General features: G+C 63.6%; 12 protein-coding genes. 4 read left to right on the plus strand and 8 right to left on the minus strand.

The features are described 5' to 3' along the window. The 3 genes from FJZ36_05395 to FJZ36_05405 form a co-directional block, all read right to left on the minus strand. A partial coding sequence (locus FJZ36_05395) for an endonuclease MutS2 (protein MBM3214330.1) occupies positions 1 to 1,557 on the minus strand: 1,557 nt, incomplete at its 3' end. A 99-nt stretch (positions 1,558 to 1,656) separates the two neighbouring features. Beyond that, the gene (locus FJZ36_05400) at positions 1,657 to 2,475 is read right to left on the minus strand and encodes an aldo/keto reductase (protein MBM3214331.1); all 819 of its coding nucleotides are present in this window, start codon (positions 2,473 to 2,475) and stop codon (positions 1,657 to 1,659) included. Between the two features lie 46 nt (positions 2,476 to 2,521). Next, positions 2,522 to 3,568, minus strand: a complete 1,047-nt coding sequence (locus FJZ36_05405; protein ID MBM3214332.1) for a hypothetical protein — start codon at positions 3,566 to 3,568, stop codon at positions 2,522 to 2,524. A gap of 193 nt (positions 3,569 to 3,761) precedes the next feature. Between FJZ36_05405 and FJZ36_05410 the strand changes: the two genes are divergently transcribed. The 4 genes from FJZ36_05410 to FJZ36_05425 all read left to right on the plus strand — a co-directional run bounded on the left by FJZ36_05410 (position 3,762) and on the right by FJZ36_05425 (position 7,976). Next, positions 3,762 to 4,661 (plus strand): nucleoside hydrolase, encoded by a 900-nt coding sequence (locus FJZ36_05410; GenBank protein ID MBM3214333.1) that lies wholly within the window; start codon positions 3,762 to 3,764, stop codon positions 4,659 to 4,661. Positions 4,662 to 4,797: 136 nt separating this feature from the next. Continuing rightward, entirely contained in the window at positions 4,798 to 5,025 is a 228-nt protein-coding gene (locus FJZ36_05415) for a hypothetical protein (protein ID MBM3214334.1), read from the plus strand. Positions 5,026 to 5,095: 70 nt separating this feature from the next. Beyond that, complete coding sequence (locus FJZ36_05420) at positions 5,096 to 6,457, plus strand: methyltransferase domain-containing protein (GenBank protein MBM3214335.1); 1,362 nt, start codon at positions 5,096 to 5,098, stop codon at positions 6,455 to 6,457. Continuing rightward, entirely contained in the window at positions 6,330 to 7,976 is a 1,647-nt protein-coding gene (locus tag FJZ36_05425; GenBank protein ID MBM3214336.1) for a hypothetical protein, read from the plus strand. Before FJZ36_05420 ends, FJZ36_05425 begins: the two co-directional genes overlap by 128 nt. A gap of 273 nt (positions 7,977 to 8,249) precedes the next feature. Here the strand turns inward: FJZ36_05425 and FJZ36_05430 are convergent, their stop codons facing one another. From FJZ36_05430 to modA, 5 genes are all read right to left on the minus strand, one after another. Next, positions 8,250 to 11,378 (minus strand): vitamin B12-dependent ribonucleotide reductase, encoded by a 3,129-nt coding sequence (locus tag FJZ36_05430; GenBank protein ID MBM3214337.1) that lies wholly within the window; start codon positions 11,376 to 11,378, stop codon positions 8,250 to 8,252. A gap of 156 nt (positions 11,379 to 11,534) precedes the next feature. Then, complete coding sequence (gene nrdR, locus FJZ36_05435) at positions 11,535 to 11,999, minus strand: transcriptional repressor NrdR (GenBank protein ID MBM3214338.1); 465 nt, start codon at positions 11,997 to 11,999, stop codon at positions 11,535 to 11,537. Positions 12,000 to 12,233: 234 nt separating this feature from the next. Next, positions 12,234 to 12,833, minus strand: a complete 600-nt coding sequence (locus tag FJZ36_05440; GenBank protein ID MBM3214339.1) for an NUDIX domain-containing protein — start codon at positions 12,831 to 12,833, stop codon at positions 12,234 to 12,236. A 27-nt stretch (positions 12,834 to 12,860) separates the two neighbouring features. Beyond that, positions 12,861 to 14,765, minus strand: coding sequence for a molybdate ABC transporter permease subunit (gene modB / locus FJZ36_05445; protein ID MBM3214340.1), 1,905 nt, complete (start codon positions 14,763 to 14,765; stop codon positions 12,861 to 12,863). Next, on the minus strand, positions 14,762 to 15,568 hold the full coding sequence (gene modA, locus FJZ36_05450; GenBank protein MBM3214341.1) for a molybdate ABC transporter substrate-binding protein: 807 nt from the start codon (positions 15,566 to 15,568) through the stop codon (positions 14,762 to 14,764). Before modA ends, modB begins: the two co-directional genes overlap by 4 nt. Positions 15,569 to 15,743: the final 175 nt, after the last annotated feature.

Genomic DNA, 15,743 nt, shown 5'->3' on the forward strand with positions numbered 1-15,743 from the left:
CAGACGCTCGGCGATGCGCACGGCATGGCTGCTACCGGGCAAGCCCACCTGCATTCGGAACGTCGGAGACAGCGTGTCGAGGTCGAACTCCATCGAAGCGTTGATCAGATGCGGGCTCTCGTGGGCGTACGCCTTCAGCGCTCCGTAGTGCGTCGTGACCAGCACAAGGGCTCCCCGGTTCAGGAACCCGTCCAGGAGCGCCATCGCCAGCGCGGCGCCTTCGTCCGGGTCCGTCCCGGCGCCGATCTCGTCGAGCAGTACGAGCGTGCTGGGCGAAGCGTTGGCCAGGTAGCGAATGATCCGAGTCAGGTGGGAAGAGAAGGTGCTGAGGCTCTGTTCGATGCTCTGCTCATCGCCGATGTCGGCGAAGACCCCGGTGAACAAGCCGAACCGGCTGCCGTAGTCGGCAGGAACCGGGATGCCGGACATCGCCATGAGAGTCAGCAGTCCGACCGTCTTGAGAGCGACCGTCTTGCCCCCGGTGTTGGGCCCGGTGACGATGACCCCCTGGCTTCGCTCGCCCAGCGTGATGTCGATGGGGACGACCCTCCGCGCCGCGCCTTCGGTGGATCGCTCCTGGCGGATCCGGTGCTCCAGGATCGGATGGCGCGCCTTCCGAAGCTCGACAACGGCATGATCCTCGATGATCGGCGTGATGCACGCGTAGTCCACGGCGAAGCGTGCCTTCGCACGAAGGAAGTCGAGCTCCGTCAGGACCGAGGCATTCGCCCGAAGTCCCTCCAACTGGGCACGCAGCTCGTCGCTCAGCTCGCGCAGGATCCGCTGCACCTCGACGTGTTCGCGCTGGAACAGGGCATGCAGCTCGTTGTTGGCTTCGACGACTGCGAGCGGCTCGACGAAGACCGTAACGCCGGAGGCGGACATGCCCTGCACGACGCCCGGAACCTGTCCCCGGAAGTCCTGCCGGATCGGCACGACATACCGGTCGTTCCGCAGCGTGATGACGCGCTCTTGGATCGCCTCCGCGTTCGACGGGTTACGCAGCACGCCTTCGAGGCGCTCCTGGATCTGCTCACGAACGCGGTGCAGCGCGTGTCTGATTCGGCGGAGTTCCGGGCTCGCCGAATTGAGCACCTCGCCCTCTGGGCTGATAGACGCCTCTAGCCGTTCCTCCAGCGATGGGAAGCGCGCGAGCTCGGAGCAGCGACGGGCAAGCTCCGGGTACTCGTCTGCGACCTCGATACGGATCAGAAACGCCAACAGCTTTCGGCTGACCCGGAGATGACCTGCGATCTCGACGAGCGTCTCGGGCTCCAGGACGGAACCTTTCTCCAGGCGCGTCAGGTGTGCATCGACCGTCCGAAGACCATGCAGAGGCAGCCCTTGGTGGGACAGCTCTATGTGCTTGACGTCGTCGGTGGCTTGGAGCTCGCGCCGAACGGCGTCGGCGTCGAGTTGCGGGGCGGCGGCTTGGGTGCGGCTCTTGCCGGATGAGGAGACCGCGTACGTCTCGACCATCTCCTTGAGTTTCTGAAACTCAAGAGTCCCGGCTTCGCTGGGGATCATCAGCACGCCTTTGTGAACGAAGCGTTTCACGTACTCGCTGTTGATAGAATGTAATGCCCGAAAAACGGGATGTCAAGCCAATGAAGGGTGTACCGACCCGATCTGCCCCATTTGGGGCATCGAAGCGGTCTAGCCTCCGTGCAGGGCTTTCAGATCGAGCCGGAGCGCCAAGTCGTCGGAGACACGGCAGGCTCGATCGACGTCCTCTCGGGACTGCAGGCTCAGCAGCGCAACATGCACAAAGGGGTTCGACAGGACGTAGTTGAGGAGGAACGCCTCGACGTCCCCGCCATGCCGAATGCTTCCTCCGGTCGCGGCAAGCAGCCGCCCGAACGTCCCGCTCGTGGTGGACCGCATCGTGGCGACGCCCATCCCCATCTCGATTGCCTGCGGGATGATTCCTTCTCCTGTGAACCCATCCGACGTGCTCTGGTACATCAGGCTGTATTGCGTCTGGATCATGTCGAACTCGTCGGACGCGATCATGCGCTCCACTCCGGCGGATGGACCGTCTGCCGAGAAGCCGAAGAACCGTACCTTGCCCTCGTCGCGCAGTCGTGAGAACGCATCGATCCCATCGTCGAGCGCCGCAGACGCCTCGTGTTCCTCGAACCAGCCTCCGTGGAACTGGAGCACGTCCACGAAGTCGGTCCGCAAGCGGCGGAGACTGCCGACTACGTCATTGCCGATCTCGGTGGGAATGAAGGACTTGGTCTTGGTCGCGATGACGACCTGGTCGCGCCTGCCGCGCACCGCCTCGGCGATGACTCTCTCGCTCGACCCATCTCCATACGACGGAGCGGTGTCCAGGAAGTCGATGCCGGAATCCATGGCGTAGCGGATCACGTCAGCGCACTGCGGCACGTCGTCCGTGGATCGGATCCGTCCGCCTCCGAAGCCCACCTCAGACACGCTCAATCCTGTCCTTCCGAAAGTGCGTGTGCGCATGGATCTCCTGATCGTTCGCAGATGGACAGCGGCCGGAGGTGACGACCTACTGGCTCGTGCGAGCGGCAGCCGGTGCGTTGGACAGGCTCAGGCGTTCGATCTCGAGAGAGGCGCGCTGGTACTGTTCGCGACTGGGAGAGATGGGCCGATCGCCCGCAGCCGACACATACCCGTAGAGAGCGGCTTCGGTTCTGCCCTCGGCGTCAGCCTTCGTGGCTTCCGCGAGCGACCTCAGATGGTTCTCGATCTCGGTCTGGATGCGTATGGCGTCCTCGACCCGGGTGCGCTCGGACTCCGGTTTCGCCAGCGTCTCCTGCACCCACGCGTCCAGAGCGCTGCCGACACCGACGAGGTCCGTAGCCGTCGATGGGCTTTCGACGCGGGCGAGGAACGTGCTGGCTCGGCCGGCGAGGTCGTCAGCGTACTGGCGAATCGCGGCCGCCCTCGACTCGACGTGCTTCGCTATGAGCGACTCGTAGGCAGCGCGAGCCTCGTCAGGCTTGCCCATCCTGCGCGCGACTCGGGCTCGCCCCAGGATCGCTTCGGCGGTCGCAACCCCGAATCCGGCCACGGACATGAATGGATTGAGCGCAGACTCCGCGTACGCCTGACTCGCACCTGTCCAGTCTTTCTTCTCCTCGAGCACGCCACCCAAACCGATCTGAGAGAACAGACCGTAGATGCCGTTCGCTGGCACTGCAGCCTCCCGGAAGACCCGGGCTGCCTCGTCGAGGTCGCCCTTGGCGAGAGCGGCTCGTGCCCGGTAATACTGGGCACGGGCGAGGCTGGAGGGCGCTTTGACCTGCGACAGCTTCTGAATCACCGCGTCGAGATCAGCGGATTCGGCCGCGGACGAAGCCTCGGTCGCCTTCTCGAAGTCCTCGACCGCCTCGTGCATCTGGACGAAGGACTGGACGTCCTCGGTTCGATTGTGCTCGAAATACCACGCGCCAGCGAGAACCGCGACCACGATCACTGCGGCGAGGAAAGCGACGGCAGCGATCCGCGCCTTCACGAAGTCGAGGACCCGGTTGACCTTGTCTACGAACGGATCTGTCTCGTGTTCCTCGCCCAAGACACGCTTCTGGTTCATCGTTCCTTCCGCTCTTGCAGGTCTCGATGAGACGCCCTCGACCAAGTCGAGGCGAATTATAGACGTGACAGGCACCAGTGTCCAACGATATTCGGCGGCGCGTGTCTTCGGATGTGCGTGAACCTTGTGCCGCGCAGGAACGAGTGCTAGAAGCCTGTGTGCATGTGCCGCCCCACAGGGACAGGAGCCGATCGTGCCAGACCGCATTCCCGTGATTCTCGACACAGACATCGGGTCCGACATCGACGACGCCGTCTGCCTCGCCTACCTGCTGAAACAGCCCGCGTGCGATCTGCTCGGGGTGACGACTGCGACGGGCGATACCAGCCAGCGGGCGGCGCTCGCCCAGCTCTTGTGCGAAGTCGCCGGACGCGACGACGTGCCGGTACACGCGGGAGCATCGGGACCGCTGTTGATCGGCTCCGGTCAACCCCACGTGCCGCAGTACGAGGCGATTCGGCACCGAGCTCACCGGATCGACTTCCCGCCGAACTCCGCGTTGGGCTTCCTGCGCGAGACGATCCGCTCGCGGTCCGGCGAGGTGACCCTACTCGCCATCGGCCCGATGACGAACCTGGGTCTGCTGTTCGCGGCTGATCCGGAGATTCCGTCGCTCCTGAAGGAACTGGTGCTCATGTGCGGCGTGTTCACGTCGGGCAATGGACACGGGCCCGGCGCGCGCGAATGGAACGCTCTGTGCGACCCGGTCGCGACCGCCATCACCTATCGAGCGCGGCCCCCACGGTTCACGTCAATCGGCTTAGAAGTGACGACGCAGTGCGTCCTGGAAGCCGACGAGTGCCGGCGGCGTTTTAGAGAGGCTGGGGGCCCGTTGGGCCTCGTGGCTGACATGGCAGAGGTCTGGTTCCGTGGCGGAGCGCGTCACATCACGTTCCACGACCCGTTGGCAGGAACCGTCATCTTCGAGCCCGGGCTGTGCGAATACACAGACGGAACCGTATCGGTCGAGACGACGAGCTCGGCGCTGGCTGGAATGACGGTGTTCAGCACGCACGGCGAAAGCAAACCGCATCGGATTGCCGTCCGAGTTGACCCGGATCGGTTCTTTGAACACTATTTCGGCGTCGTGTGAGCCCAGGCGTTCGTAGGATATCGGCGGTGTGTGCCCGGATTGGACCAGCAAGACCGCTTTGGGAGAACGGGATGTGGTTATCGGTGTTCGCCCATACGTCAGACGCCGTACGCAGACGTGAAGGGAGCAGGCGGGCTTGATTCGACCCAACTTGCGCTGGGGACCCGGGGTTGCGACAATCATCGTCCTCGCATGCCTGCCCCGCCTCGCGCATGCCTACATCGACCCCGGAACCGGGGCTTTTGTCTGGCAGATCGTCTTGTCGGTCGCTGCCAGTGGTTTGCTGGCAGTGAGAGGCGTGCGGACGCGGATCGTGGGCGCCATCCGTCGAGCCTTCGGGCGCGGCGGCGACAAGGAGCGTTGACCTGCCACCCCGCACAACCTTCCGCGATCCCGACGGTTGCGTCTTTCTGGACGGGGAGCAGGTACTCCGAATGGTGTCGCCCCATGCTGCCCAGCATGTTCGGCGGCTTCTGTCGTCGGAGTTTCTTCAGGACCTGACACGTTCCAAAGCGGTCGTGGGTACGTGGGAGCTCGGCGCCGAGGAGTCCCGACGGGCTCTTCAGCACCTCAACGGCTACGTCCAGACTCCCGACCCGTCGCGTGAGCCCCCGTTGGTCTTGGCGCATGAGCGCATATGGTTCCCGTCCTATCCTCACGAGTGGTGCCCGGAGACGCTTGCGGCAGCGGGCGAGCTGACGCTGGAGCTCGCTCTACGTGGACTCGATGCCGGATTCGGGCTCAAGGATGCCACGCCCCATAACGTTCTATTCCGTGGACCTCAGCCCGTTTTCGTGGATGTGCTTTCGTTCGAGTCGCAAGACCCACATGACCCGATCTGGCTCCCTTACTCGCAGTTCCTGACGACGTTCCTGATCCCGTTGCTTCTGGCAGACCGCGTGCCACTCAGCCAGGTCTTCGTGCGCAGCCGCGAAGGATCGGCGCCAGAGGCGGCGATCCGAAGCCTGTCACGCTGGGAACGCCTTCGTCAGCCGTACCTCTCGTTGGTGTCGCTTCCCGTCCTTCTGGGGTCGCGGGGTACGGCGGCAAGAGCGCGTGTTCATCGTTCACGCCGACAGACGAACCCGGAGGCGGCTCGGACGATCCTCACGGGGTTCCTGCGACGCGTGCGGAAACACCTCCGCCGAGTCTCGTCTCGACGCCCAACTCGATCGGTCTGGTCCACCTACGCCTCCTCACACGATCCAGATTATGCTGCCGTCAAGCTTCGCCAGGTCGAGCGCGTGTTGGCATCGAGGCGTCCCTCGCGAGTGCTCGACGTCGGCTGCAACACGGGCTCCCACAGCCTGACTGCGGCGCGTCTGGGCGCATCCGTTGTGGCGATCGACTCGGACCCGGTTGTCGTCAGCGAGGTTTGGCGCTCTGCGCGACGCGAGACGCTCGATATCCTTCCTCTCGTGGTCGACATTGCCGAACCGAGCCCGGCGTTGGGGTGGTGGAACTCGGAGTGCTTGTCGTTCCTCTCTCGCGCTGCTGGCTCCTTCGATTGCGTCTTGATGCTGGCGCTCGCACACCACCTGCTCATCCGCGCCCGAGTGCCCCTCGACGAGATCGCGTCGCTCGCGTCGCACTTGACCACCGATCTGCTCGTGATCGAGTACGTGCCCCCATCTGATCCTAGGTTTCGCGAGCTGACAGGTGGATGGGGTGACGCGTTCGAGCGCTTGTCGCCAGATGCGTTTGCCAGCGCGTTCAGCTCCACATTCGAAGTCGCGGAATCGCTCCCTCTGCCTCCAACAGACCGACTCCTCTATGTCATGGCGAAGCGCCCATAGCCCCCATGGTCGCTGGTTCGACCTGGGAGTAGCCCTCTCTCTCGCCAACCTGCTGTGCGCGGCGGCGTGGGTCGATTTGCTGAACTCAGCGCCGTTGTACCGCTACCTGGAGCGCAGCCTCACGAGGCACGCTGTTGCCGCTGTGCCCGTGAGTATCATCGCGATGGCGATCGCGCTTTACGGACTCGCGCAGATTGCTCGTCGGCTCCAGTTCACGCGCTATGCTCGCTGGTTGTTCTTCGTCGCCATGGTCGTCGCGGCGGAGAATATGCGTGGAGCCCTCATCCCCCACACGTTGCCACCTCTGAAACGCGTCGCTGTGCGCTTGACCTTCGAGATGGGGTTCGTCGGGAAAACCGTCGTCGTCGCGACATTGACGGCAGCAGTCGCGCTCAGCATTCGATGGGGGAAACAGCTTTCGCGCGGGCTCGCCTTGGGTCTGCTCTTCCTCGTTCCGTTCGCGGCAATCGTTCTGGCTCGATCTGTGCTTGAAGCGCTGTGGTGGGTTCCGCGTCCGCCGCCACACCGCGAGAACATCGTGACCGTCACCGACGGGTCCAGAGCCATGCGGTCTGTCGTTTGGTTGATCTTCGATGAGCTCGACGAGGGGGTCGCTCTGGACACGACGCTCCCTGGGTCGCGCAAGGAGCTCGGCGCATTACGTCACGAGGCGTTCGTCGCGACCGCAGCGCGATCACCCGCGAACGCCACGCTCGAGTCCATACCGGCTCTGCTGACCGGCGAGCCCGTCGTCACGGCAACGCCGGTCGACGACTCAACGCTGACGCTCTCGTTGAGAGACCTAGAGCAGAAGTCCTTTATCTCCTTACCCAACGTCATCGATGACGCCCGTGGCTTGGGCATGCGGACTGCGCTCGTAGGCTGGTGTCATCCGTACGACCGCCTTTTCACCGGGAGCTTGGATACCTGTCACACATACGGAAGTCGCCCCACGATGCTCGAGCCTCAGCCAACGGTTCTCCGTACAGTGGCGCAACACCTCCTGTATGTCTGGCCGCTGGCGCGAGACAGCTACTATCCACGCCGACACCGCCACATGATGGCGGACATTGATGAGACGATAGCGAAGTGGGAGGGTTTTCAGCTCGCAATCTTTCACATGTCCATCCCCCACGCGCCCACGATCTTCGACGCTGAACGCGGCGAGTTCTCGACACTGGACCGCGGCATCGGCGGTGCTATCATCCACAACACAGCACTGGTCGACTACACAATCGGTCAGATTCGTCGGTCGTTGGATGCGCGGGGTCTGTGGGATAGCGCTGCGATCATCGTCAGCTCGGACCACGGCACGCAACGCCACAAGCGCGAGCCGCGAGGCCGCCATGTACCGTTCTTCGTGAAGCTGCCCGACCAGCACACGGGAGCCGTCTACGAGAAGCCGATCAACACGCTCATCACACGAGCGCTTGTCTCCGCCCTCGCTACCGGTAAAGTATCGACTCCCGAGGAACTCGCGGCATGGCTCGATGCCCAACCTGACGCCCAAGCCCCCTGAGTACTGACTCCACATCAGGACGAGGTCATGTGACCTCTTCGCCGCGTCTCAGGTTAGGCTTGGCGACGCACTGCAGGGCAATACGTGGGGTTCCTCGCTTCAAAGGTCTCTCCTGAAGCCCATCCTCAACATAGTGATGTGCGAGGCGAGAGATGGCATCCACTGGTTGTCGCACGAAAGCGGCACGGTCCCGCTGTCTGCCCGCCACCGATAAACGAAGCTCCTCCTCTCATCGAGAAGGGGCCCAAGAGCTCTGTTACCGCCTATCAGCCGTCACGAACAACCCGTGTTCGCGCCGCAGTTCGTGCACAGGTAGCACGAGCCTGCTCGACGCATCAGAGAGCCACAAACGTGGCAGGTCGGCGCGTCGGACTGCGTGTCGGCGACACGACGCTCCTCTTGCTGGAGCGGCGTTGACGTCGTCGGCGAGGACAGCGCGGGAAGCTCGAGCTGCGTCGCGTCGTCGGGCTCCAACTCCTCGCTCTCCACGTGAAGTCTCGAGCCATCCTGTTCGCCGTAGTACACCGCAGCGGAACCGGCAAGCTCCTTGTCCTCCAGGAACTTGAGTCCCATCCAGCGGAACAGGTAGTCGATCAGCGACTTTGCCATGGGGATCTTCGGGTTGTTTGTGAACCCCTGCGGCTCGAACCGCATGTGGCTGAACTTCCGCACGAGCGTGTCGAGCGGCACGCCGTATTGCAGCGCGACGGACGTCATCGTGGCGATGACGTCCATCAGCCCGGAGATCGTCGAGCCCTCCTTGGACATGGTGAGGAAGACCTCGCCTGGGGCTCCGTCTTCGTACATGCCGACCGTGATATAGCCCTCATGGCCGCCAACACTGTACTTGTGCGTGACTGCCGGACGCTCGTCCGGCAACCGACGGCGGACGGGCCGGTTCAATCGCTCCGCGGCGTCGTCCGCCTCGGCTTCGGAGCCTCGGGCAGTCAGCGGCTGGGACAGCTTGCTGCCGTCCCGGTAGATGGCGATGGCTTTGACCTTGAGACGCCATGCCTCGACGTAGATCTGCTCGACGTCCTCGACTGTCGCCTCGGACGGCAGGTTCACGGTCTTGGAGATCGCGCCGCTCAGGAACGGCTGCGCCGAAGCCATGATCCGCACGTGACCCATGGGACTGATGAACCGCTGCCCAATCGCCCCGCACTTGCTGGCGCAGTCGAACACAGGGATGTGATCCGGGCGCAGATGCGGCGCACCCTCGATAGTCATGGTTCCGCAGACGTGGCGAGTCGCCTCTTCGATCTGCTTGGACGAGAAAGACATCGCCCGCAGTAGGTTGAACTTCGGGTTCTGGTACTGTTCCGGCGTGAAGCCCAGCCTCTTGATGGTTGCCTCGCCAAGCGTCCATACGTTGATCGCAGCGCTGAGATCCATCGCCGACGGCAACGCCTTTTCGATCCGCTCGATCTCTGCCGGGGTCAGGCCCTTCTGTTCCAGCGATGTGGCATTGACATGCGGCGCGCCGTTGAGCGACGCCGTGCCGATCGCGTAGGTCACGATGTCATCGATCTGACGCTGCGTGTACCCGAGCACCGCCAGCGCGCGTGGCACGGACTGGTTGATGATCTTCAGGTAGCCGCCGCCTGCGAGCTTCTTCATCTTGACCAAAGCGAAATCGGGCTCGATGCCCGTCGTGTCGCAGTCCATGAGCAAGCCGATTGTGCCTGTCGGCGCGAGTACGGTGGTCTGCGCGTTCCGGTAGCCGAACTCCTCGCCGAGGCGTATGGCTCGGTCCCACTCCTCCTGAGCCGCCCGCAACAGCCCCGACGGACAGCGATCGACGCTGATGCGGTAGACGGCCGCGCGATGTTTGTTCATGACGCGCAGCATCGGCTCGCGGTTCTTCGCGAAGCCGGCGAACGGGCCCATCGACCGGGCGATCTCGGCGGACGTCGCATAGGCGTAACCGCCCATGATCGCGGTCAGCGCCCCGGTCATCGCGTAGGCTTCCTCGCTCTCGTACGGGATGCCGCAGAGCATCAGAAGCGTTCCCAGATTGGCGTAGCCGAGCCCGAGCGGGCGATACGCCGAGCTGTTCTCGGCGATCCGCTTGGTCGGATAGGACGAGAAACCGACAAGGATCTCCTGTGCGATGACGAAGACGCGTATCGCGACGCGGTAGGATTCGACGTCGAACGACCCGTCCGATCGGAGGAACTTCGTGAGGTTCAGCGACGCCAGGTTGCACGCCGAGTCATTGAGGAACATGTACTCGGAGCATGGATTGCTGGCGTAGATACGATCCGTGTTCGGGCACGTGTGCCAGTCGTTGATCGTCGTGTCGAATTGGATGCCAGGATCGGCACATGCCCACGCCGCCTCACACACTCGCCGGAACAGGCTCCGAGCTCGCAGCGTCTGGTACGGTTCCCCAGTCGTCCGCAACGTGGTCGTCCAGTCGCCATCGCGCGCGTAGGCATCCATGAACGCGTCCGCCACGCGGACGGAGTTGTTCGAATTCTGCCCCGATACCGTGCGGTAAGCCTCGCCGTTGAAGTCGGACGAGTATCCGGCTGAGATGAGGGCACCGACCTTCTTCTCCTCGCGCACCTTCCAGTCGATGAACGACTCGATCTCGGGATGGTCCATGTCGAGGATGACCATCTTCGCGGCGCGACGCGTCGTACCTCCGGACTTCGTCGCACCGGCGCCTCGGTCGAGGACGTCGAGGAACGACATGAGACCCGATGACGTGCCCCCGCTGGAGAGCCTCTCCATCGACCCACGCAGCGCAGAGAAGTTCGTGCCGGTACCGGACCCGTACTTGAACAGGCGCGCCTCGTTCCGAAGCAGCCCGAAGATCGACATCAAATCGTCATTGACGGACTGGATGAAGCACGCGGAGTTCTGCGGGTATCTGTAACTGTCGTCGACCTCCTTCGCCTCGCCCGTCTCATCGTCGACCCGCCAGTTGCCCGGACTGCCGACGATGCCATACTCCTGCGACAGCCCGCAGTTGAACCAGACCGGCGAGTTGAACGCACCTTTCTGCGTGATCAGTAGGTGGGCGAGCTCGAGCTCGAACGTCTCGGCGTCCGTCGGCGAAGCGAAGTAGCCTACTTCCTCGCCATGGGCGCGGATGGAGTGGGCGATTCGGTGCACAACCTGGCGAGCGCTCGTCTCGTTGCCAACGCCCGGAACCCCTGCCTTGCGGAAGTACTTGGACACGAGGATGTCGGTCGCCAGTTGCGACCACGACTTCGGCACCTCGACGTTGTCGCTCTCGAAGACGACCTCGCCCTTCTCGTTGTGGATGGCGGAGCGTCGGTGCACCCACTCGATCTCGTCGAACGGGTGCAACCCCGGCTTCGTGAAGTAAGGATTGATCGTCAAGCCGTCCTGAGCAGCTTGATCCGTGGTGTTCGAAGCAATGCCGGACATATCTGTCTCCTCAATCGACCGGATTGAGCCATATCGCCATACATAACAACGAAGTGCGCGCAGATCCGCTCCATCGGACCGAAGGTAGCCAACAGCGAAGCACGCGTCCGGGTCTGGGTACGATCCCGTGCCCGGTCAACCGAACGACTTGCCCCATCATGAATCCGGCGGCACCTGACCTAGCTGCTGGAGTACCTCCTGGAAGTCCTCTGCATCCCGGAACTCGCGATAGACCGAAGCGAACCGGATATAGGCGATGTCATCGAGCGTCTTGAGGGCATCCATGACGAGTTCGCCAACGACACGGCTGGAGACCTCTCGACGCGGTCGCGAGATGAACCCCTGCTCGATTCGAGCCACGAGCGCGTCGATTGCCTCTTGGCTGGCCGGACGCTTCCAGCACGCGCGCTGGACGCCCATACGCAACTTCTCGCGATTGAACGGCTCACGCCTGCCATCCTTCTTGATGACCATCATGTCGAGGATGACCGGCTGCTCGAACGTCGTGAACCGGTTCTGACAACGCTGACACTCACGACGGCGTCGGATGACGGCGCCTGATTGTGTGTCTCTCTTATCGGTCACCCGCGTATGCGGATGCTGGCAGAACGGGCATCGCATGACTCTGCAACTATCTACAAGATGTAGTAGCTACTATCAGGAACGCACCCAAGCACTACGGGAGTCTAGCCCTGGTGGGCATCCCATGTCAAAAAGAAAATAGGGATCTGAGAAGCTGGACCGGAGTGGTCATTGCGGCGGAAGCATCCGGCGTGACAGGAGTCAATCGTGAGGCGAACGAGGTCGTTGCCGCCGTTGCTTACCCAACCAGGGAGCGGTCAACAGCACGCGACCTCAGAGGCGTTCGGTCCGGAACCGGACGGCGCGGCGGGCGCGCTCTTCGTGATCTCGGTGCCATTCGACGATGTCGTCGGGATAGAAGTAGCCGATCTCGACGGCTTCTTCGGTGGTCGTCGGCTCGCCGGTGACGCGGACACAATGGAACACGACGAAGTACGCGGTGTGGGGTCCGTATTGCCCCGGCAGTCGGCTGAAGACGTCGATCACCTCGCCCACTGACACGTCGAGGCATACCTCCTCGCGCACTTCTCGTCGAATGGCGTCGCGAGCGGTTTCGCCGAGTTCAGCCCATCCGCACGGCAGACACCACATCCCATCGTCGAACCGGCGAGTCAGCAGCAGCCTGCCCGCATCGTCGAAGATCGCCGCATCGACCCCGACCTTGGGTGTGACATGACCGAATTCCGCCGCCAGCCGGCTCTTGACGTCAGGGACCGGCAACTCCGCAATCGCCGCGTACTCCTCGCACGTCAGAGTCATCAGTCGCTCATAGCGATCCTTGTCGTGCGGGTCGCTGGCGTAGCACAGACCGAGCTGTGCAATCGAGCGCAGCTCTTCCAGGAAAGCCTCGACGGTGCGGATTCTGTCTGGCAATCCAGTACCGCTTCCGTGTTCGCGGCATCACGGATAGACGCGTATCGCGGTCGCCTTGATCATCGCCCAGAGCTGCGCCCCGGGCTCCAGGTGCAGATTGTCGGCGGCTTCGCGCGTTACCTCGGCGACCATCGGTACGCCCACGTCGATGCCAACCCGGACGCGGTCCACGAGAGCTAGACACTCCACCACGGTTGCATTAAATACGTTCTGGATCGACATGGTGGGCACATCCATCATGAGCGCGACCTCCGACGGGGCAAACGCCAGATGCGCGCGACCCGATAGCTCCGCAGCCAACACGTGGAACGTGACGGTTCCTGCCCTGGCTTCTTTGAGACCACTGCCTGGCGCGAGCTCGCACTCGTAGAAGTTGACGCCGATCAGCTCCGCCACAAAGGGGCTCCTCGGATGCGCCAACAGGTCCTCTTTGGAGCCGGATTGGATGATCTTGCCTTGGTCGAGAACCAGGATGCGATCCGCAAGCACGAGGGCATCCAACGGGTCATGCACCACCACGATGGTCGGTAGTCCGACGACATGGAGGAACTCGCGGAGCTCGGCGCGCACATTCGTCGCCGTCGTCGGGTCGAGCGCCGAGAACGGCTCGTCGAGCAGCAGCGCCTTGGGTTCGGACGCCAAAGCCCTCGCGATGGCGACTCGCTGACGCTGCCCACCTGACAGATCCGTCGCGCGTCGATCTTCCAAGCCAGACAGACCCAGCCGCTCGATCCACTCCATGGCGGAACGCTTGCCGCCCGGACGCATACCGTACGCCACGTTGCCGCGAACGGTCCGATTCGGAAGCAGCGCGTATTCCTGGAACACGACGCCCATGCGCCGCAGATGGGTCGGAACCCAAACGCCACGATCCGAGTCGAAGAGCACGGTTCCTCCTAGGGCGATCCTGCCGTGTTCCGGCATCAGCAGCCCTGAGAGAACGCTCAGTGCCGTCGTCTTCCCCGCTCCGCTGGGACCCACGATGGCAACGATCTCGCCAACGCGTACCGAGACATCCATCGAAAGTTCGATGTCCCCTGCCGAGACACGAAAGCTCGCGGTGAGGTCGCCCGACGCCGCTTCGTGGGTCGCGCGCCAACCGGTCACGTCATCTTCCTCGCGGGCTGGGCACAGCTCACGGTTCTGCCATGACCGGAGAAGCGCTCGGGTTCCCAGCAAGGAACCGACAGCCAGGACGACGGTGAGCGACGAGACGGCAAGCGCCGTTTCCAGGTCACTCTCCATGGCGGACATGACCGCCATCGTCAGCGTCTGCGTGCGACCCGGGATGTTGCCGGCGAACATCATCGTCGCGCCGAACTCCGACAGGGCTCGAGCCCAAGCCGATACGACGCCTGCGAGCAGCGCCGGTAGCGCAATCGGCAGTGAGACGGTGCGGAACGTACGCCATGGGGTCGCGCCAAGGGTCGACGCTGCCTGTTCGAGGCGGACGTCGACCGCCTCGAACCCAGCGCAGGCGCTCCTCACGAACAGCGGGCTCGCGACAAACACCTGGGACATGACGACGGCGAGGGTGGTGAATCCGATCCGAATGCCGGCTACGTCAAGGTACCGTCCGATGAGTCCGTGACGCCCGAACACCAGCAACAGCGCGACCCCCGCGACGACTGGAGGGATTGCGACCGGGAGGTCGAGGAACGTATCGAGCCACGCCTTGCCTCGGAACGGCACGCGTGCCAAGAGGTGTGCCACCGGAAGACCGAGCACGATGCAGGTTGCCGACGCGATCGCCGTCGTCTTGAGGCTCAGCCAGAGGGCGCGCAGAGCCATCTCGGATGCCAAACGAGATAGCACATCCGGGCGAACTGCAAGCAGCAAGACCGCGATGGGAACGAGGAGGAAGAGGATCAAGCCAGAAGATCCGAGCCACAGGAGCGTCGAGGACCCTATCTGCCGTCGACGGGCCGTCATCGATTGGTCACCGTGGACCGGCTCCTCGGGCCCGACTCGGGCAGCAAGAACCCGTAGTCTGACAGGATGCCTCTGCCCGCGTCGCTCAGGACGAAGTCAACGAACGCACGCGCATCATCGCCGCGATCTGTGCCGGCAACGACGGCGATCGGGTAGTCAGCCAGCACGTTCAGGGATTCCGGGATGTCGATGATTCGGACGTCGGACTGCTGCGACGACACGTCCGTTCGGTAGACGACGCCAGCATCTGCCTCTCCAAGCAGGACCTTCGCCAGGACGAGGCGCACGTTGGTCTCGCGACTCACAACGTGGCTTCTCACATCGGCGGCGAAGCTGGCGCCGAGCGCGGGGTCGGCTGCCGCCAGATCGAGCATCTGCTGGGTATAGCGTCCGACAGGCGCTTCCGGCGTGGCGACGACGACTCGGACCCCAGGCGACGCGAGGTCGGCGAGCGAGCGCACCGAGGCGTTTCGGGACGACGCTGCCACGACGAGTCGGTTGCGGGCGAACGCAGTCGCTGGCTCAACGAGGCCTCCGGCCACAAGAGCCTGCATGTTCACCTCATCGGCGGAAGCGATGGCATCCGCCAAGGCTCCCTGCTCGATCTGGGTGCGCAGGACATGGCTGCCGGCGAAGTTGAGCTCGACGCGGACGCCGTCTCGCGTTCCTTCGAATGATCGGGCGATCTCACCGAACGCGTCGGTCAGCGACGACGCCGCGAAGACGGTGAGTGCGGCATCGTGTCGGGCATGCCCGCCGCAACCGACGAGCGCCAGCGCCAGCAACGCCACGCGACTGTACATGCCTGCCGTCACGGGTGGATACTCTCAGTTCGGGCGTTGGTCGGGGATGAGTCCGGCACGCGTCCGGCTTCGGCGACGAACCAAGGATACCATCCCTGACGACCAGGAGCCATCGTGTGGTCCGATTCGCCAGACACGCCGGCACGCTTTGCGGATCGGCGACACCGCCCAACCA

Source organism: Candidatus Poribacteria bacterium (assembly GCA_016866785.1).
Taxonomy (GTDB): Bacteria; Poribacteria; WGA-4E.